This is a genomic window from Rhodopseudomonas sp. WA056, from assembly GCF_010906995.1.
GTDB classification, from domain to species: domain Bacteria; phylum Pseudomonadota; class Alphaproteobacteria; order Rhizobiales; family Xanthobacteraceae; genus Rhodopseudomonas; species Rhodopseudomonas palustris_G.
In genome coordinates this window covers 1-18,512 of the sequence record NZ_QPFS01000019.1, presented here as the reverse complement: position 1 = coordinate 18,512, position 18,512 = coordinate 1, and the positions used below count along the sequence as shown (strand labels likewise).

16 protein-coding genes are annotated in these 18,512 nt (G+C 62.2%); 6 read left to right on the top strand and 10 right to left on the bottom strand.

Features of this window, described 5'->3' with window-relative positions:
- Positions 1 to 152 precede the first annotated feature (152 nt).
- Genes DU475_RS06270 through DU475_RS06245 form a run of 6 tightly spaced genes read right to left on the bottom strand, consistent with a single transcriptional unit; the run spans position 153 to position 8,199 of the window.
- Complete coding sequence (locus DU475_RS06270) at positions 153 to 3,011, bottom strand: SEC-C metal-binding domain-containing protein (RefSeq protein ID WP_164631318.1); 2,859 nt, start codon at positions 3,009 to 3,011, stop codon at positions 153 to 155.
- A gap of 11 nt (positions 3,012 to 3,022) precedes the next feature.
- Positions 3,023 to 4,333: a hypothetical protein gene (locus DU475_RS06265; protein WP_164631316.1), complete on the bottom strand. Its 1,311-nt coding sequence runs from the start codon at positions 4,331 to 4,333 to the stop codon at positions 3,023 to 3,025.
- A 50-nt stretch (positions 4,334 to 4,383) separates the two neighbouring features.
- Positions 4,384 to 5,706 carry an AbiJ-related protein gene (locus DU475_RS06260; protein WP_164631314.1) on the bottom strand — a complete coding sequence of 441 codons (1,323 nt, stop codon included), beginning with the start codon at positions 5,704 to 5,706 and terminating at the stop codon, positions 4,384 to 4,386.
- A complete protein-coding gene (locus DU475_RS06255; protein ID WP_164631312.1) occupies positions 5,696 to 6,577 on the bottom strand; it encodes an AbiJ-NTD4 domain-containing protein in 882 nt (293 codons plus the stop codon). Before DU475_RS06255 ends, DU475_RS06260 begins: the two co-directional genes overlap by 11 nt.
- A gap of 16 nt (positions 6,578 to 6,593) precedes the next feature.
- A complete protein-coding gene (locus tag DU475_RS06250) occupies positions 6,594 to 7,613 on the bottom strand; it encodes a nucleotidyl transferase AbiEii/AbiGii toxin family protein (RefSeq protein WP_164631310.1) in 1,020 nt (339 codons plus the stop codon).
- Positions 7,606 to 8,199 (bottom strand): DUF6088 family protein, encoded by a 594-nt coding sequence (locus tag DU475_RS06245; RefSeq protein WP_164631308.1) that lies wholly within the window; start codon positions 8,197 to 8,199, stop codon positions 7,606 to 7,608. Before DU475_RS06245 ends, DU475_RS06250 begins: the two co-directional genes overlap by 8 nt.
- A 220-nt stretch (positions 8,200 to 8,419) precedes the next feature.
- Between DU475_RS06245 and DU475_RS06240 the strand changes: the two genes are divergently transcribed.
- Genes DU475_RS06240 through DU475_RS06225 form a run of 4 tightly spaced genes read left to right on the top strand, consistent with a single transcriptional unit; the run spans position 8,420 to position 12,171 of the window.
- Positions 8,420 to 8,992, top strand: a complete 573-nt coding sequence (locus DU475_RS06240) for a hypothetical protein (protein WP_164631305.1) — start codon at positions 8,420 to 8,422, stop codon at positions 8,990 to 8,992.
- Positions 8,989 to 10,371 (top strand): 7-cyano-7-deazaguanine synthase, encoded by a 1,383-nt coding sequence (locus DU475_RS06235; protein WP_164631303.1) that lies wholly within the window; start codon positions 8,989 to 8,991, stop codon positions 10,369 to 10,371. The genes DU475_RS06240 and DU475_RS06235 overlap by 4 nt, the downstream gene beginning before the upstream one ends.
- Complete coding sequence (locus tag DU475_RS06230; RefSeq protein WP_164631301.1) at positions 10,368 to 11,543, top strand: helix-turn-helix domain-containing protein; 1,176 nt, start codon at positions 10,368 to 10,370, stop codon at positions 11,541 to 11,543. Before DU475_RS06235 ends, DU475_RS06230 begins: the two co-directional genes overlap by 4 nt.
- Complete coding sequence (locus DU475_RS06225; RefSeq protein ID WP_164631299.1) at positions 11,518 to 12,171, top strand: PIN domain-containing protein; 654 nt, start codon at positions 11,518 to 11,520, stop codon at positions 12,169 to 12,171. The genes DU475_RS06230 and DU475_RS06225 overlap by 26 nt, the downstream gene beginning before the upstream one ends.
- Before the next feature lie 295 nt (positions 12,172 to 12,466).
- Here DU475_RS06225 and DU475_RS06220 read toward each other — a convergent pair whose 3' ends face one another.
- From DU475_RS06220 to DU475_RS06205, 4 genes are all read right to left on the bottom strand, one after another.
- A complete protein-coding gene (locus DU475_RS06220) occupies positions 12,467 to 13,825 on the bottom strand; it encodes a tyrosine-type recombinase/integrase (protein WP_164631298.1) in 1,359 nt (452 codons plus the stop codon).
- A gap of 340 nt (positions 13,826 to 14,165) precedes the next feature.
- Positions 14,166 to 15,107: a sensor domain-containing diguanylate cyclase gene (locus tag DU475_RS06215; protein WP_164631297.1), complete on the bottom strand. Its 942-nt coding sequence runs from the start codon at positions 15,105 to 15,107 to the stop codon at positions 14,166 to 14,168.
- 177 nt (positions 15,108 to 15,284) lie between these two features.
- Complete coding sequence (locus tag DU475_RS06210) at positions 15,285 to 16,703, bottom strand: DUF7986 domain-containing protein (RefSeq protein ID WP_142884129.1); 1,419 nt, start codon at positions 16,701 to 16,703, stop codon at positions 15,285 to 15,287.
- Between the two features lie 158 nt (positions 16,704 to 16,861).
- Complete coding sequence (locus tag DU475_RS06205; protein WP_164631295.1) at positions 16,862 to 17,566, bottom strand: Crp/Fnr family transcriptional regulator; 705 nt, start codon at positions 17,564 to 17,566, stop codon at positions 16,862 to 16,864.
- 200 nt (positions 17,567 to 17,766) lie between these two features.
- Between DU475_RS06205 and DU475_RS06200 the strand changes: the two genes are divergently transcribed.
- Positions 17,767 to 17,967, top strand: coding sequence for a hypothetical protein (locus DU475_RS06200; protein WP_164631293.1), 201 nt, complete (start codon positions 17,767 to 17,769; stop codon positions 17,965 to 17,967).
- The coding region (locus DU475_RS06195; RefSeq protein WP_164631354.1) for a Plug domain-containing protein at positions 17,964 to 18,512 on the top strand (549 nt) is incomplete at its 3' end. The genes DU475_RS06200 and DU475_RS06195, both read left to right, overlap by 4 nt.

Genomic DNA, 18,512 nt, shown 5'->3' with positions numbered 1-18,512 from the left:
AAGGACGATAACTCCGGCGCGCCACTCACTTGAGAGTTGTGCTTAGCGAGTCCGAGCGCTGGCTCGCCGAGGCGAGATCGCCACAATGACCGCTTTCATCAAGGAAATAGCGATTTACGGGAACGTTCAATGCTGGGGGATTCCGTCGCCGATCATCGGCCGTGACAATGCTTGTATTTCCGGCCTGACTGACACGGGCACCGCTCATTTCGACCGATTTTGGTCCGACGCTGCTGGGGTGGCGCCGCTTGCTCGTTGCGGGCCGCGAGAAGCTCCTTCACTGCCGGAGGGATGACGACCTTTCTCTGCGGGGGTGGGCCGGACCGACGCAGGCTCGCAATGAGGCGGCGCTGATCCTGCAACTCGCCCCTGCCGGCGGGACTAAGGCCGGCCTCATAGGGCGCAAGTCGGCGCATTTCATTGTCGGCGGCGTCAAACTGCCCCGAATAGGCAAGGACGACCGCGTATTGGCTGCGGACCGGCACCACCCAGGAAACAAGGTTCAATGCCTGGACGGTCGGCAGCAGCGTCTTCTCGATGACGTCCCGCGCGCCCTCGAAGTCGTTGTGGACGCAAAAGTCATCCACCAGATCCTGGCCCACGCGGATAACCGACTGCGGGGCGTGGGCAAGCTCGTAGAACTTCATCGCGTGTATGCGAGCGAACGGGGATGATCTACCGGATCGCTGCAGCGCCTGTGCATGGAGGTCCAGCGTGTCGGCGAGATGCTTCAGGTCGTCCCTATTGTCCCGACCCTTGGGCAGCAACGGCCGGATAGCCGGCGGATTTCTGCCAATGACCTGCTCCGGCGATAGGCCGAGAAGGTCATAATACTCTTGCCCGAGCCGCTCCGTTTCCTGGAGCGTGAGGTCGTAGGCCCCGAGCTTGAACATTACCAAGGCTCGGTTGTAGCGAAAGATGCGATGGTGCTGGTCACTTTTTGGAAGGCGCTCTTCGACTTCGGAAAGCATGTCCATAACGCCCTGGACATCGTCGTTGCTCGACACGGCCAGCATGCGCTTCATGGCCCAAGCCAACCACTCATCTGACCCGAGCTTGTTGCTGTCCAGCAGCGCGCGCATCGCGTCGATACGCTTCAGCCCGCGCTCGACATCACCTTCGCGCAGATCGTTGAACACCAGCCCGTCGAGAGCCCAAAGGCGCGTCTCCGCATCCTCATCCTTATCCTCGGCGATCGCGATCAGAAAGGGCTCGATCTCTCGCCAGACGCCCATTTCGTGGAACAGCTCGTCGGTCGCGAACTCGACCAGGATTTTCGCCTGACCAAGTTGACCGAACAGCCTCACCAGCAGCGCAACTTTCGCGATGCTCCAATCCTTCTGGATCGACTCGATGATCGTGGCTGAGAGGAGCTTCCGGCTATCGCGTTCATGGTCCGCGCCGCGGCCGGCAATGTACGCGCGGCCGAGTAGCCGCATCGCGTCGTGGACCTTGATACCGGCATTGCTGAAGAGCTCGACCGCTCCGCTATCCGGAAGCTGGCGCAGCAAGTTGATGGCGCTCTGGCGCGAGAGCTTGCAGGCCTTCTGAAGGTACGCGCTGGCTTCGTCTCGCGAGAGGGGAACGTCGGCCAGGCTGAGCGCCGCCACGACCTCTTTCATTGGGTCGGGCATAGTGTCGAAGGCCCGCTTGAGGATCACCTCCTGCGCCGTCGCGACCAGATTCGTCTGTGCCTCAACGTCCGCGCAGATGGCGGCGATCCGTCCATCGTATTCGCGCTTCGCGACGGTCGCCGCATTCAACACATAGTAGGGCAGCCCGCCGGTGAGACGCGACAAGCGCTCGCAATCCGCATAGTCAGCCACGCAGCCGGCCTCGGCGACCACCGCCGCAATAGTGTCCTCGTCCCAACCACCCAACGTTTCGTGCTCGACGCCGAGGAGTGCGGCGATCTCCTGTGTCACGGTGCCCGGCTGACACAGGAGAAGAAAGCGGATGTTCTGCGCCTGATTGACAATCGGTTTCAGGTCCGCCGGCGTCAGGCGATGAGCATTGTCGATCACGACATCGACACTCAGCCCATCTTGACCGAGCTTGATGTTCAACGCACCAAGCGTCTCCATGCCCGACGCACCCGGCAGGAGAATTTCGCCCAAGACACCGTGACTGCGGCCGAAGAGCTTTGCGGCGACTTCCCGCGCAACCGCGGATGCCAGCGCCGGCCCGGGCATCTCGCCAACATCGAGGTAGACGGCTGGTGTTCCTAGATGCGTCGCGGCTTCCGCGACCCACGCAGTCTTTCCCGCGCCCGACAGCCCAGAAAGCACCCTGACCCGTCCTCCGGTCGACAGCGGTGGCTCGTTGATCTGCGCCCTGTAGATGGCCGGCGGCGCAGGAAAGTCCTGCATCTGGACGATCAACTGCTCAAATAGAGTCGGCAGTTCATCGCGATGGAACGCATGATCTCGGCGCGGGGGCGTGCCCGATGCCGCGAGCATCGCGGCGCCCGCGAGCTTCCAGGTCAGCGTATCGGGCCGCAACATCGCAAATGGCAGCTTCGCCGCGAACGTGCTGCATGCCGACGCAGCGGCGTTCACATCGATGGGCGGTTGGGGGAGCGCCGGGTCAGCGGCTACTGGGCCGCCTGGCCAATGAACCTCCACATCCTTCGGCCAATCCGCCGATGCGAGCATCTCAGCGAGCTTCGGCGCGGGGGCTGCATTCGATGCGATAACGAAGCGCGCCGTCCCCATTCGGGCGCCGGCGGCGTGCTCCGCCCGGATCAAAGCAAATCGTTCAAGCGCGCCCTTGATGTCGCCAGCTTCCAGGAGTCCCTGGCGCGTCTTCACCTGCACATAGAAGCAGTCGGCCGCCCGATGCAGTTCTACGTCCTCGTCTCCTTCGACGACGATTTTGTCGACGCCGGCCGATGCGGCGCGCAGCAGGCAATTCGCCAGATAGAGGTGCTGATACAGGAAGCCACGATGCATGGCCTCGATGCGCATCAACTGGCGCGGATCGAGTACGTTTGGCCTTGCCTCCCCGCTCATCATCCCGCCGCCTATTTCGAGAGCGGCGCTATCGCAGCAGCTTGCTCGAACTCTGTAATGGAGCGTGCAGGTGGCCGACCGTAGGCGTCCATCAGAGCGTTCCAGAATCGGAACAGCAGCGCGCGACGCTCCTCCGGCGTCCATGTCTCCCGCTCTTCGTCCACGTCCACCCATGCACTGACAGCCGGGAACCGTTGCGATCGATATTCTCCAGGCAAGACAGTGTCGGTCAGATCACCGGCACCAAGCTTAATTCCGATCGGGCCCTTGCCACCCATCGCTCTGATGGCGGCGACGCCTTTGCCGAGGAACTCATCGAGCGGTGTGAACGGCAGCGCCGATGCGAAAACCTGGCCGCCGCTGTTCTCGGCGAAACAGTTGTTGTTGACCGCCCAAAGCTCACCGTTTGACTGAAACCATTGCGTCGCGTTGGTGACGATCATGTCGTTGCGCGCGCCTGAGATGTGGCCCGAGACCGACAATGCGCCGTCGCCATTGAGACCCCAGTCGCCATCTCGTCCGCGAATGTTCAACCCTACGTCTGAAATCCGCTGTTCGAGCTCGACCCTGGCAGGCACCGACCATTCGCGCGGAGCGATGCGTGCAAAGATTCGGGTCCCGTCCCGCAGCTCAACACTGCGCTGCGGCTCCCCCATCGCATTGTTGCGAAACTCAAGCTTCTTCGCCGCCGCCGGCCAGATGGCCGGATCGCTATCGCTCGGTGCCTGCCATGAGATGGGCAGCATGGGCGTCTTTGCCGGCGCTTGCTCGGCCAGGATGGGCACAATGCAGCTCTTCAGAACCTCGGCGAAACGCTTCCTCTCGGCCTTGATCTCTTCCTTCGTGGCGCCGTCCTTCAGGTGATAGACTTTGGCGCCGCTACGGTGACGCCAGTCAAAGGGGAGCGCCACAGGACCGGGATAGTGCGCGCCGTTCGCCACCAGAATGATGCGGCCCTGCGAGAGCGCATGTTCCGCATAGCCAAGCTCGGACATTACGTTCGGGTTTTGCAGATGCTTCGGCTCTGAACGCTTGTCTGCGGCCGTGTGCGGCTGAAGCGCCGCAGGATCGGTTACCCCGACCGGGGTCATATCGGCGACGAACACATTGGCCTTGGCTATTTTGTCCAGGATCGTCTTCGTGATGTCAGGGGTTCCTGCGACATTCTTGGTATCGTGATCGACCTCGGGTCGCACCGCCTCCTCATAGTCAGGGTCAATGGCAATGAGCTTACAGGCATCCTTCAGCGCGTCGCGGACAAAATAGTGGTGCAACTTCGGGTCGCGATCACTTTGCCAGGACCAGAATATCGTCGTCGTCAATTGCTACCCCCTACAGATCGCCGTGCGTCGTGGTGCATCAGCGAGCAAGTTCACTGCCGAATACGATGCAGACGAAAAAGTTTGTCGAAGAAATCGGTGATCCTCGCATCGGCGCCGTCGCCGACCAGCTCATTTGCGCCAAACCGATAGACCTCGTATCCGGCAAGGCGCAGCTCGCGGTCGGCCGACACCATGTCGGCGTAGACCTTCAATGAAGGAAGGTCGTTTTCCGAGAAGTGATGCTTGCCGTCGACCTCGATCACGATGCGCTGCCGGTTGGGAAGCAGCATCAAGAAGTCCATGCGCTGCCGCGGTAGCGGAAGCCGGTGGCGCAGGGTTTTCACGATGGCAGGATCATAGTGAAGGTAGACCTGTGGCAGGAGCGCGGGCAGCGCCTCGCCGAGGGCGGACCGATAGGCCTTGAAGTAGGTCGCAAAAAGCTTGCGTTCCGCGTCCGAGGCCAGGGATTCCTGGAGGCGAGCTCCGAGTTTCGCGGCATCAGCCCGCGTCGTAAGCTCGCCCCACCAGGAAACGAGTTCCGACCACAGAAGGCCGCTCGCGCCGATCGGCCGGTCGTAGACCAGGCAACTCTCTTCGCCAGACAGAATGACGATGTCGTTGTTGATCGCATCGGCGAAACCAATCTCCGGCTTCGGTCCTCGCGAGGCAAAGATCAAATTTTTGGGTCGGCCGGCGACACCACGCAGGATAGGATGGAAGCCGAAGATAGGGTGACCGGAGAGTTCGCCTTCCTGCACGAGCTCGTATCCGTCGCGCGCGAGAATCTTGTTGAGGGCGATGACCATCCCCGTCTGATCGTCTCCAGACCGGGAAAGCGGATGAACGGCTTCTTCGAGCAGTGCGCCGAACCTGGCCCTAGAGCAGTCGAATGCGCCGATTTCGCTAAATAAATCTTCGACCGACCAGTCGCCCGGATTCCGATCCATATATCGGTCGATTTGGTCACGCAGGCTTTGCCCGCGGCTTCCGAGGAAATCCTCAATCGGTGTGGAAAGGACGAAATAGCGTCCAACGACTTCCACCGTGCCGCGCTCGCCGGCGAGATCGTCTCCGAGGGCGCGTGCGACGTCTCGTCGTGTGATGTGAGTTAGAGGCGGGTCGTTTGCCTCGAGTACCTTGCGGCCCGCTTCATCGAGAGGGATGCCGCAACGATCCGCGCCAAATTTCAGCGCAAGGTGCGCCAATTGCTCCTGTGTCAGGTTCGCCAGCGCTTTTTCGACACGCTGCCGCTTTGACAAGCCCTCCTCATAAGGCACGACCAGCCCTGCGACCCGCTGCGGCTCCTCGCTGAGCTGAGCGTGGGTCATCCCCTGAAGGAGGCCAGCGACGAGCCCATAGAGGTCACCCGCCACGGCTTGTTCCCTTCAGGATCACGCGCACGAATGCGAACATGCGGGTGAAAAGGTAGTCGACTTGATCGAGAGAGGTCAGCGCTTCCTGCGTCGTCTCAGAGTGACGAATGCGAAAGCTATTACCGATTTTGGTCAGTTCGGCGGCTTCGCGCCCGAGCGCTTGGCGAAAACCGGTGCCCGACGCGGCGACACGATCGAGCAGTGCATCGGCCTGCTCGCGCTTGTCGGCCCCCGGCTCCAGCGTCTTCAGTCGCTCGAACGCATCCCACAGTTTTTCGAGCGCATCGCGGCGATCGTCGGGCTTTGGTGAGAGGATCCGCTGTCGTGCGGCTTCAAGTAGCCTGTCGGTCTCCGCGTCGCCGGTGTGAAACAAGGCCCAGCCAATCGTATTGGCGATCGCCTGCGGAAGAAGGCGGCGAGCCTGTCCGGTCGCCGTCAGCTCATAGGCGACAGCGTTCCGGCGAAACAAGAGGTTCACGTCCGCCACAAATCGCGCAAGGCCGGCGTCTCGATCCCAACTTAAGTGATGGTGCCGGTAATAAGAATGATAAGCGCCCTGAATCGGCTCACCCACGGCGCTGGCGCAGAACTCGAGCAGATCGAGGATCACCGGCGTGTCGGGAACGTTGCTCGGGGAGAGCGGCCATTCGATCCACGGCACCTCGGCGCCCAACACTTGGCGGAAGGCCCGCTCGTCACACCCGCACGGACCATTCCCGTCAGGGCATTGTTCCGGAAAGCGCAGGCCAAATGAGCCGTTGCCAATTCCCGTCTGGATCAAGCTGTAGAGGCCGGCCCACAAGCGCTCATCGATGACATCGATTGTTTGGGGCCGTGTTCCGTATTCACGATCCGTAAAATAGGTAGACACCCGTTTCCCCCAAATATCATCCCTTTGCCGCGCGGTTTACCCGCTTTGCTATGTCTGCACATCGTTCAATCAACGCCTCGAACGGCTCGGCATCTTCGAGCAGCAACCCGTCTTCGACCATGCGCGCATAGTCTGTAGCCAAGGCCGCGCGCGCTTCACCGCTTGGAGCGAGCTGTAGTTTCCGGCCGACGGCGGCTTCGTAGTCGATGACCTCGCCATCGGCCGCCTTCTCCACGAAGAACATGCTCTTGTGGCGAGCAACCGTACCGGCGAGGTCGCGGTCGGACATTGCGGCAGTGGCGATTCCCGCATCATCCAGTCGAACAACGTCATGCCAATGGCGGGCGAAGCGTTCGCCGCGAAGCCGTTCCTGAAGGCAGAAGACGTGTATCGCCGTCGCCTTCTCCCAGAAGGTCCGCTCGGCATGCATCACCCGCGGCTGCGCTGTCGGAAATTCGATGCCCTCGATCAGTCCGGCCGCGTCGCACACAACATCGCGCGGGCTGGCCGGCTCGCCGGTCGAGCGGGCGCCGAACTCCAGCATCACGCTCGGAGCCACATAGCCCGATCCCGCAGCGGCCGCCTCATAGTCGACGAACAGCTTGTCGGCTTCGACCCTGAGCGTCGCGGGCAGCGATTGCGCGTCGATGGCGCCGGCAAGAAGAGGCTGGACCGTTCCACTGACCCACTCGGGCAGGCGGTGCCGGACGGCCTTCGACCATCGCTTCTCCTCGCTGCGGTTTTTCGGCAGGGCCTCGCCGTTCTCGCCCACCAGGTCGGGGGCGATGGCGCGGATGTCGTAGGTGAGATCCACGTCTTCGGAAAACCGCCGGATGACGTGATATGCCTTCGACAGCGACGTGCCGCCCTTGAACACGAGATGCTCGCCAAGGTCGGACCCGAACAGCGTTGCGAGGGTCCAGACGACCCACACATCTTTCTCCAGCAGATGGAGCGGGCGGCCGGATCGATCGGCGGCGACGGCCAGAGCCTCGCGCCGATCGTCCGTCGACAATGTGAGGAACGCCTCAGCCATGCGCGACCTTGCCCACCGTCCTGGCGAGCCAGCTCGGTAGCTGGGGCGCGGCCGCGACGAGTTCGCCGAACGTGGAAGACGGCAACTTGCGCTTCAACGTCTTCAAGGCGGCTTCTGCCTTTTCCGGCCCCAGCCAGGCGAGCGCACGCACGGCCTGTCCGGCGGGCCGATCGGCCAGCGCCAACTGCCAGCGCGGCGCATGCCGCAGCTCGACGACCTGCTGGCCCAGATTCATCGTCCGGCTACGGCCCGATGTCAGATAGACCGACCGGACTGGCACCTGTGTCGTGAGGCCGAGCGTGTTTGCGGCGGCAGCCCCGTTCGACACGATGGTTTCGCCGCGCTGGAGCGCGAGCGCCTCGACAGCCTTCTCGACGGAGGGCGCGCGGACGCCGAACCGGCTCGAAACCGGGCGCAAATAGACGCCGCGCCCGGCACGCATCAGCCGGCCACGCTCAGCCAGTCGCGACAAGGCCTGGTCCACCGCGGCGCGATTGCCGAGATGGAGGAGGCCTTTGGCTGCGATCGGCGCGCCCTCGGGCAGGCTTTCCGTATGCGCCAGAATCTGTTCGGTCAGTCGCTGCACTACAATTCTCCTGTCAGAAATATACGCAGTTTTCTGACAGTTTTCAACCTCAGCTGCGGCGTGGACCGAACCGGCTCTCCCAGAAGGGGAAGGTCCTCCTCTACGGCCGAGCCGTTCATCTCGGCGGCACGAAACCCGCGGGGCTCGACGTTTGAGAGGCGTTCGCTCGATTTGACATTGTCGGATTTTTAAATCATATATCTGACATCGGAGGTCGGCAATGAGCGACGGACCGCATAGAAGCCTGCCAATGCGAAGAGCCTGGAAGGAGCTGGCCAAACGCGGCGACCAGCTCACGTACGACTCCGAGCAGGTAGCGGACGCCGCTACGCACGCGCTCGCCAGCGACTTCAAGAACGAGGTCTCTGGGCGGTTGCTCAGCGCTTTGAAGGACATTTTCACCCGGCGCGACAATTCCCTGGGCATTCCCGAGCTTGCTCTTCAGCAGCTTGAAGAGGCGAGGGCGTTGGCTGCGGGATCGGTGTTTGGCACGAATGCTGTCGCCTGGAGCATCCAGCTCGTGCATGAAGGTCGATTAGATAAACAGGCGCTCTACGACGCCGTCGGCCTTGCCGCAAAAGAAAGAGGTTTCGCAAATACGAGGTCGGTGGAAGAGCACTATTTGCGCGAGTCGAACCAGAGGCGCGCAGACAGCGTGAGCGCAAGACTGAATAGTGCGATCTCCGGACTGTCTGAGGGCAAGCTCGGTTCGATATTGGTCGACCCGCAGCCTGCTGTTTCGCGTGCCCCCCGCAAAAGAACCGAAATCAACGATGGGGTCCCGCTGCCATGAGCGCTGCCGCACGATTTCTCGAACTCAAGGAACTGGCCGTCGATGTTATCGAACGCGGCGGACGCCCACGCAGGGGCGCTATCGCTTGCGTACTCGAACGGCACATCGATTTCGATACTGAAATTCTAGAGTCGTTCTCATCGACCAACTGGCAAGCCGTTGTTTACGACGCTCTCGTTGTTGCGGCTGCAGTTGAATTCTGCGACCGCAGTCTTGGCCGCAGCGCAATGAACTGGGGCCGTTGTTTCCGTTTGCGTGTGCCGGTCCACGATCCGACCCGCTGGTCGGACCGGACGGTCACGCGAACGCTCATTGAGGCTTTGAATCTTCTCACGGGCGATGATTGGCATTTCGAGTTCGGCCCTCGCAGATCGCCCGCGGAAACGCCTGGCCAGAGCCGCATGGAATTTCCTCAGGACGCCGAGGCTGTCATCGCCTACAGCGAAGGAATGGATTCGCGCGCGGTCGACGGGATCGAGCGTAAGCGTCTCGGCCATCGGCTGGTGCGAGTGAGAGTAGGCACTAAACGCCATGACAGACCGAGGAAGGCGCGGCCTTATGTTCCATTCGCAGCACTGCCGTACGAGGTCGCCTTGGACGGCAATAATGCGGAGACCAGCGCGCGAAGCCGGGGGTTCAAGTTCAGCGTGGTGGCCGCCATTGCCGCCTACCTGATCAATGCGCCGTCTGTGATCGTACCTGAAAGCGGACAAGGCGCTCTTGCGCCGGCGATGCTTCCCGTTGGACAGGGCTATGCAGATTACCGCAATCACCCGGCTTTCACTGTCTTGATGGAGAAGTTCGTCGATGCCCTGTTTGGACATCGCCTCCGCTACAAATTCCCCCGGCTCTGGATGACGAAGGGCGAGACGCTTCGGGAATTCGTCGACAGTTGCGGGGTTGAAGCGGCGAAATGGGCCGAGACCCGGTCCTGCTGGCAGCAGTCGCGGCAGGCCTCTGTAGGAGGGACGCGGCGGCAATGCGGCATCTGCGCGGCATGCATGCTGCGCCGCTTGAGCGTTCATGCCGCCGGCTTGAGAGAACCCAACGAAAATTATGTATGGGAGACGCTGAAGGCTCCGACGTTTGAGGAAGGGGCTGCACGAGAATTCAATCACATCACGCAGGCCCTGCGTGAGTATGCGCTGGCGGGGGTGCTCCATTTCGAGCACTTCGCCTCAATCCGAGATTCCGTGCAGTACGACTTGCTTAAGCGCCGCGCGACGAATGAACTCGCCCGCGCACTGGCGCAGCCACCAGACGTGGTTGCCGATGGCCTCGACCGGCTTCTGCAACAGCATGCCACGGAATGGTCGGCGTTCACGAATGATCTGGGAGCAGGATCGTTCGTAAGGAAATGGATAGATACCGCATCATGACCACGCTAACTGACAAGCTGAGTCCGGCGGAGCTGGGAGCGAGACTTAAGGTCGCGCGGGAGACCGCGAATGTGACTCAGGATGCCGGTGCAAAGGCTGCCGGCATCGCTCGCACGACGCTTGTCGCCATTGAGAAGGGGCAACGCAGTGCACGCATAGACGAGCTGCAAGCGCTCAGCCGCTGTTATGGCGTGTCGGTGAATTCGCTGCTGCGGCGCGAGTCTGTCCATGTAGACCTTGTTCCGCGCTTCCGCTCGCTTCCGGAGACTGGCGACGCCGATATCGATCAGGCTGCGCGGGTCCTGAATGATCTCGTCAGGGCCGAGGTTGAGCTCGAGAACATTCTGGGCGTCCAACGGACGCACAATTATCCGACGGAGAAGACGATCCTACCCGGTGACGTGCGCACGCAGGCGGAGCACGACGCGCAGAATTTACGGAATTGGCTCGGACTCGGGGAAGGCCCGGTACAAAATCTATTCGCGATCATGGAACTCCAGCTCGGAGTGAGGCTCTATAGCCGCAAGCTCGCTCCCAAAGTTTCGGGACTGTTTGCGTACGACGACGCTGTCGGCGCCTGCATCCTCATCAACTCGGGTCATAGGAAAGACCGGCGGACCCAGACGGGCGCACACGAACTCGGACACTTCACGGCGACGCGCAGACAGCCGGAGGTTTATCAGGACGAGAAGCATGACAATTCGCGGGATGAGCGTTACGCCAATGCGTTCGGGCGAGCTTTCCTAACGCCGGCGCGCGCCGTGATGGAAAAATTCAAGGAGCTAACGACCGGATCCGCCCATCTCACCCGCCGTCACGTCATCCTCCTCGCCAACTTCTTTGGTGTCTCGCGTCAGGCCATGGTCATGCGGCTGGAAGAACTTGGCTTAACGAAAAAAGGTACGTGGGATTGGTTCAAGGACAATGGGAATATCACCGACGAGCAGGTCCGGCAGGTCCTTGGCCCAGCGGCATATGAAGCCTCCATCGTCGACAGCGCGCAATCGTCGCGGCTTTTCCTGCTCGCAATCGATGCATGGAAAAAGGGCCTTATCAGTGAAGGGCAGATGTCAGAGATGCTGAGGCTTGGGCGGACTCAAGTTCGCGAACTCCTCGACGAAGCGGCGGCGGAAGAGGATGAGGCGGATGACCTTTTCAAGCTGCCTCACTGATGACGACAGCGCGCTCGTGCTTGATGCGAGTGTCGTGATCAACCTACTAGCGACGGGCCAGCCAATTCCAATTCTAAAGGCATTGGCTAGGCCGATAGTCGTTGCCGACAACGTCATCCGCGAGATCGAGCGTGGAGCTGTGAACGGTCGTCATGAATTTGATCTGCTGACGCACATGATAGACGGCCGGGTTGTCGGCGTTGCTGAGCTTGAAGGCGATGCTCTAGAAATTTTCTTCGAACTCGTGTCAGGCAGTTCGTCGGAATCGCTTGGTGACGGCGAGGCCGCAACGCTTGCCTTCGCGCATAGGATGGGGTGTTTGGCAGCAATCGACGAGAAGAAGGCAACGCGCCTTGCAGCAGAGCGCTTCGAATCTCTCAAAATCGTCACTACGGTCGATATTCTCGCACACGATACCGTCCAGACATCACTTGGGGATGCTCGATTAGCCAATGCAACGCTCCGGGCGCTTCAGCTCACCAGAATGCAAGTTCGAGAACATCAGTTCGATTGGATTGCTCGGGTCATCGGAGCGGAGAATGTCGAGGCGTGTTCGAGCTTAAGACGGATTGCAAAACGTCTCGCAGGTGCGCCCAATGAACTGACCCGTGCCGTGGCCGAGTATTGATATAGCGAGACGTTCCCTTCGATCTCGGCGTCAAGATCGACTTCCATGCTCTGCATCAGCATCGCCGATTGATCCAATAAGGCAGCGGGCACGACGACGATGGACTGTTCGGAACGCTTAGCAGAGCCATCAATGCGCGCGAGAATCTACAAGAAGTGGAGTTCGACGGGCCTCCTGTCGCGGGTCTGCTCACACGCATCGACGTCCTCATCCGTCAGACCGACGCGGCGGATATAATCGGCCAGCATGCTGCCAAGGCCTAGACGCGCTTCGGGGCGGGAATGTCGATTCTGAGTTATGCCGCCAAATGCTCAACTGGAATCAGCTCATCATCTGACGCATTGCTCATCTTCTTCAGGAAACGAGCCAAAGTCGCCTTCCTGGCCCCACGGTCGAGCGCATAGGACGTCTGCTTGAACTCCACGCCGTCAAGGAGGCCTTCGATGTAGCCGGAGATCGTATCGGCCGCCATGATCAGCGCCGCGTCCAGCGTATGGATATATTTGCTGGTGACGGAGCCTCGTGAGTGGCCGATCAATGTTGCGATGGTGGCCTCGGTAAACCCCAGGTCATTGGCTACACTCGCAAAGCTATGCCGAAGGACATGCGGTGTGACATCCGCCAAGGCCGTGTTCAGGAAAATTTTCTCCCAGTGATTGGGAAAGCTGCCGAACGAGTTGCCATCCTCGCTTCCTGGGAAGACGTAGGTCTTTGAAATTTTCGCGCCGCGCTCCTCGAGGTATTCCACGACAGGCAAGCCGATCGGTCGGACAGACGCTCCCTCCTTACTGTCGGCGAGCCGCAAACAGCTTGCTTCGAGATCGACTTCCTCCCAGCGGAGCGCCAGCATCTCCGACCGGCGACAGCCGGTCAGCGCGAGTTGTCGGATGATCTCCACCGTCATCCTATATCTGTTGTTCTTGCCCGCCGCACGGAGGATGGAGCCGAGGGTTCGATACTCGGCGTCGCTAAGACGACGGCTGCGAATGTTATCCTTTGGCCGTCGAACCCCGTGCGCGGGGTTGGCATCTATGATTCCGGCTTCGACCGCGTAAGTCAGTATACCGCTGAGAAGCCCGACGGTACGCGAGGCTGCTCCTATGCCGCCTCGGACGATGGATTTGCCCCGTAATTTTCCTGTCTTGAAACTGCCATTGGTTTTACCGGCTATGACATCCTTCAAGACCTTATTTATATCCGCCTTGGTAAGTTCCTTCACCCGCCGCGTCCCGACCAGCGGAATGATGTGACGGCGGATTCGGCCGAGGTCGCTGACGATGGTTGTCCGCTTCTTCGGCCGTCCACCTTTGCCCATGATCAAGCCGGCGTTCAGGTCCTCGAGATAGAACCCGCACAGTTCCTTGACCGTTATGGCCTTATGGTTGAGTTGCCGCTGTTCCGATGGGTCTTCGCCACACGCGATCTTGCCGAAGAGGACTCTTGCCTCCTGCCGCGCAAGCTCGGGCGTCCAGAATCCATGTAGCCCGATGGTGAACCGGCGAGAGCGGCCGGCAAACCTGTAATGAATGACATAGCTGCGCTTGCCCGAGGTATACACCCGGAGCCCCAGGCCAGGCAGTTCGTCGTCCCAAATGAAGTAATCCTTCTCCCGCGGCTTGGCGGAATCCGCAGTACGTTTGGTAAGTTTTGGCATGTGTGGCGAGTGGCTTTCTCCGGGCGAACGCGCCAAGGAAGCGCCGGGAACGAGGAGCGACGAAGTGCCGCTTCCCCAGTCTGACTCGTTGGCGAGATTCGTCTTTCGTCTTAGCGCTTTAGGCAGGGCAGAGCGGCCGCGCTAACCCACGCGCTTGACTACATCCCTCCGAAGGCAAAGGTCACACGTTCGAATCGTGTCGGGTGCGCCAGCCTGGCTCTGCGCAGCCACATTTGGCGACCTCCCAATCCCATCTCTGAAAACCGAGGCTGCGTGCGCCTGCGGATGCAAAGCGGCTCGTAGGCAAAGCGGCGCGTGTGGGCCCGGCCGACGGCCGCCCCTAGGCCGCCCTGCTCCGCGCCTGATCCCCGATCAGGTGCACGCGATTCCGGCCCGCAGCTTTGGCCTGATACAGCGCGAGGTCGGCTTCTTCGAACAGGTCGGCGATCCGCCTGCGATGCGGGCGGCCGATCAGGGCGGCGCCGATTGAGGCGCTGACCGCGATCCGATGACCGTTCCAGAACAGCGGGCGGCTGAGCATCACGATGGTCCGCTGCAGCACCTCTGCGATCCGCGCCGGATCGGTCGGCGCCCGCAGGATAATGGAGAATTCGTCGCCGCCGAGACGGCTGATCAGACCGGCGTTGTGGAACGCCCGCCGCAGGCGCTGCGCGACCTCGCACAGACATGCGTCGCCGGCCAGATGACCGAGCGTGTCGTTGAGCTCCTTGAAGCCGTCGAGGTCGATCAGCACCAGCGCCGAGGCGAAGCCGTGATTGAGGCTGTCGTCCACCACCTCGCGATAGCGCGCCTGAAACATCGCGCGATTGGCGAGCCCGGTGAGCGGATCGGTTTCGGCCTGCCGCCGGAGCTGTTCGATCGACAGCCGGTCGGCGGTGACGTCCTGCTTGCAGCCGAACACCCGAACCGTCCGGCCGTTCTCTCGTGCCGCGTTGATCGACAACCGCATCCAGCGCGCTTCGCCGCGCCACGTCCTGATCTCGGTATCGAGCGTGATCGGGCAGCCGGTCCTGATCGCCTCGGCGCGGGCGAGCTCCATGTGGCGCCGGGATTCGTCGACATACAGATCGACGATGCTGGCGCGCCGCAGCGGATTGCCGACCGGATAGCCGAACAAGGCATAGACGCCCGACGTCCAGCTCAGGCGCTCGGTGTCGAGGTCGCACTCCCAGGCGCCGATCCGAGCGGCGTTCAGAGCCTCGTCATAGAGCCTTACGCGTGCTTCGTCTGGGAAAAGCGAGGCAGCAGGGTCTTTCCTCATCGGCGATCCGGCAGCATCTCACGACTTCATCTACCAACTTTAGGACTAGGACGGCGGTGTTAATGAACTCTATATGCCGGCCGGCATCGGTCCGAAACGGCGGCGGTCGAACGTTGGCGCGGCGCTGCCGGACGATCCGCGGCGTCGCCGATTTGGGCCGAGCAGGCGGAGCCCCGTTCATCGCCGCAGGTTTGCGACGCCCAATTCGGCCCAGAGCCAGCCGAAATCGTAATCCGCCATCGGACCATCGGATTTCGCCGTCCGATTTTCGATCAGCTTCAGCCAATCGACGACTTTCGCCCGCCCGCTTTCATCTTCGACAGCCTGTCTCGGCGTCTGTCCGTCGAGCATGGCGACGGGTTGATCGAGCACCTCGCGATAGTGCCGCTCCAGATGCTGGTGGACGACGGCGCGCCGCTCGTGTTCGGGGATCTCGTCGGGGGTCGGCATTGCGGCGCGGCTCGACTCCAGCATTTCCTCGACCGCCTCCGTCCTGATCAGAGGCAGGCCGACGCGGGGGCCGAGGATCTCGGTCAGCAGCGCGCAGCCACGGTTGCAACGCTGCTGCGAGTTGACGCAGAGCACCAGCGTGTCGTCCTCCAGCAGAAGTTCGCCGAGCTGAAGCATGCCGTCCTCCTGCAGGGTTTCGAACATCAGCGTTTCTTCAGGCGAGTCGTCGTCCGGGGCCGTACCGCCCCGCTCGCGCTGACCGACCCACGACCAGGAGGTCGCGCTGGTCGGACGAAACTCCGGGCGCGCCTGCAGGCATCGACCGATCTCGTCGCCGGTGATGCCGGTACCGAGCCGAAACGACACCTCGCACAGCAGCAGCTCGTCGCCTTCGGCGTTGCGCAGCTCGGGAAGCCGGGCCGACTCGATCCGATCGATCGCGTCGATCAGCCAGAACGACGAGAACATCGGAGCGACCAGCCGCAGTCGTTCCGCAGGAGCCAGTGCCGCCAGTGCGGCCTCGCCGTCGAAGTCGTCGTCGAACTCCTCTCCGGCCTCCTCCGCCAGTTCCCTCTGCTCCTCGATGCTGAGAGTGCCTAACTGATTGAAGGCCGTGATCAAGGCCTCCGCGACCTCGCGTTCGAACGGCAGGACGCCGCCGCTGATCTGCATCTTCGACCCGACCTGAACGATGCGGGCGGCGATCCGATCCCAGCACTTCAGAGTTTGGGTCGCGCTCCGCTCGCTGACCAGAACCGGCTCGCCGCCGCGGATCAGATCGCGCGCGCGGAACGAAGTGTCACGGACGACGTCGCTCACCTCGTAGAGACTCATCGTCGAATCGCGCAGCGCCGCGATATAGGCGCGGACCGACGCCGTTTCCTTCCAGCCGCGGCGCTTGAGATAGTCGTCGACAACGTTGCCGCCGTCTTCGAAATCCCGGGTGAGGAAATCTTCGAACGCGCACGCCCATATGGTGCTCGCGAACAGATCCTGGCCGATGATCGACACCGCGTCGTCCAGATCGACACCGGCTTCCTCGCAGGCGGGCATGGTGTGGCTGGCGAGGACGACTTCGAACCGATCGACCCACGGATCGCGCAACGCATGCTTGATCAGTCCCCTGAGCATATGCTTGTCGGCCATGTTTCGACCCGCATCACGCAAGTTGCATCCAGGCGCGTTTCCACGCGTCGCACGCCAGTCTAGCAAGCGCGCGCCGCCGCCTCGACCCCGAACGTCGGCAGTCCTGGCGCAATCCTCGGAATATCAACGGTGTTCGAAGGCGAGGCCCTGCGTCCGGCTCACCCCCGGGCAGCCCGCGGCTCGGCGATCTCCGAAATCCGGGCCATGTCCAGGATCGTCAGGCGGTGGCGGCCGCTTCTGACCAGGCCCTGTTTCTGCCAGGCGCTCAGGGTGCGGCTCACGGTGAAATAAGTGACCCCGGCCATCGAGGCGAGATCGACCCGGGTCACCGGAGATTCGATATGAATGCCATCTGCGGTCGCGGTGCCGGCCTGGACCGACAGCCGCAGCAGCGAGGCGGCGATCCGCTGTGCGATGCACTTGCCGGTCATCTCGGTCGCCCGCTGCAGCATCTCGCGGGTGCGATCGCCGGCGATGCAGACGACGTTGTCGGCGATCGCCGGGCTCTGCTGGGTGAGCGCCACGAACGAACCGACGCGCCACGCCAGCACCGTGGTGTCCTTGATCGCGGTCGCGGTCGCCGGATAGCTCGGCTGGCGGAACGCCGCCACGCAGCACAGATCGCCAGGCCGCATGATCCGCAGCGTGATCTGCTCGCCTTCGCTGTTGATCTGGGTGATGCGGACCAGGCCGGCGACGATCTGATACAGATATTCCGGCGTGTCGCCCTGATGAAACAACACCTGGCCAGGCTGAAACTGACGCGGCATCGACGCCGCCAGCAGCCGCGACGTCTCGGTCGCCGGCAATTGCGAGAACAGCGCACTCCGCATCGCAGCTGCGCTTAGGACACCCTTTTCCATCGTCGACCCGTGAATGTGCGGCGTTTGTCGTCGGGCGTTTCCTACGCCGCCATTCCTATCAGCACGCGGACCGGCTGTGTTTTGAAGGCCTCTAATCAGCGCGTGAATAAATGTCACAGTTGCGAGGATTTCCAGCTTCGCCGCGTGCGACGTCGCGCGTTGTTTGCTCGAAAGCAAACAGCGCCGCGGACGTGCTCGATATGGTCGAGGCCGATCGAGAAAGCCGGGTTGCCATCGAGATCACATCCGAAAGATCGCTCGTCATCGCCCCCCCTGTGCTGTTGCCGGCACCGGGGGTCGGCTGGGACGGCCGGTCTTTCGTTCGCGAGGAGGGCGAGCACATCGCCGCTGCGCGCGTCGACACGACGGGCGATCATCGAATGGACGGGGCATGGGAATGAAAGCGGATGCACATCCGGAATTGCGCGGCTTGACCGAGGGGGTCGAGACGGGGGCACGACGGCGATCGGTGTCGACCATCGCGGTCGCGGCGCTGTTGACGTCGAGCAGCCAGCTTTGCTTTGCGCAATCGGCTACGCCCGGCGCCACCATCACGCTCGACACCATCGTGGTCGAGCAGCGCCGTGAAGTCGTCCGCAGCCCGGCACGTCCGCAATCGGTAGTGCGCCGCGCCGCGCCGGCCGCGACGCCCAGCACCGCGCCGGCGGCTTCCGCAACCCGGACCGTGGACCTGGTGCGCGAGCGCTTCAACGTGCTGGCGGGCGGCGTCGCGCTGGTGTCGCAGAAGGACATGCCGAACGCCGGCAACCCGACGCTGGCCAATACGCTGTCCGGCGTTCCCGGGCTGATCATCCAGAATTTCCTCGGCGCCAACGACCAGCCGCGGATCCAGATGCGCGGCTCGGCGCAGCAGAACCCTGCCGAGCGCGGCGTGCTGGTGCTGTACAACGGCCTGCCGATCAATCGCGCCGACGGCTCCTACATC

Bases quoted from the DNA above. Each gene is read 5' to 3' on its own strand.
- DU475_RS06270 (WP_164631318.1), bottom strand. From the start codon at position 3,011: ATGAGCGGGGAGGCAAGGCCAAACGTACTCGATCCGCGCCAGTTGATG.
- DU475_RS06250 (WP_164631310.1), bottom strand. From the start codon at position 7,613: ATGGCTGAGGCGTTCCTCACATTGTCGACGGACGATCGGCGCGAGGCT.
- DU475_RS06240 (WP_164631305.1), top strand. From the start codon at position 8,420: ATGAGCGACGGACCGCATAGAAGCCTGCCAATGCGAAGAGCCTGGAAG.
- DU475_RS06235 (WP_164631303.1), top strand. From the start codon at position 8,989: ATGAGCGCTGCCGCACGATTTCTCGAACTCAAGGAACTGGCCGTCGAT.
- DU475_RS06230 (WP_164631301.1), top strand. From the start codon at position 10,368: ATGACCACGCTAACTGACAAGCTGAGTCCGGCGGAGCTGGGAGCGAGA.
- DU475_RS06225 (WP_164631299.1), top strand. From the start codon at position 11,518: ATGACCTTTTCAAGCTGCCTCACTGATGACGACAGCGCGCTCGTGCTT.
- DU475_RS06220 (WP_164631298.1), bottom strand. From the start codon at position 13,825: ATGCCAAAACTTACCAAACGTACTGCGGATTCCGCCAAGCCGCGGGAG.
- DU475_RS06215 (WP_164631297.1), bottom strand. From the start codon at position 15,107: ATGAGGAAAGACCCTGCTGCCTCGCTTTTCCCAGACGAAGCACGCGTA.
- DU475_RS06210 (WP_142884129.1), bottom strand. From the start codon at position 16,703: ATGGCCGACAAGCATATGCTCAGGGGACTGATCAAGCATGCGTTGCGC.
- DU475_RS06205 (WP_164631295.1), bottom strand. From the start codon at position 17,566: ATGGAAAAGGGTGTCCTAAGCGCAGCTGCGATGCGGAGTGCGCTGTTC.
- DU475_RS06200 (WP_164631293.1), top strand. From the start codon at position 17,767: ATGGTCGAGGCCGATCGAGAAAGCCGGGTTGCCATCGAGATCACATCC.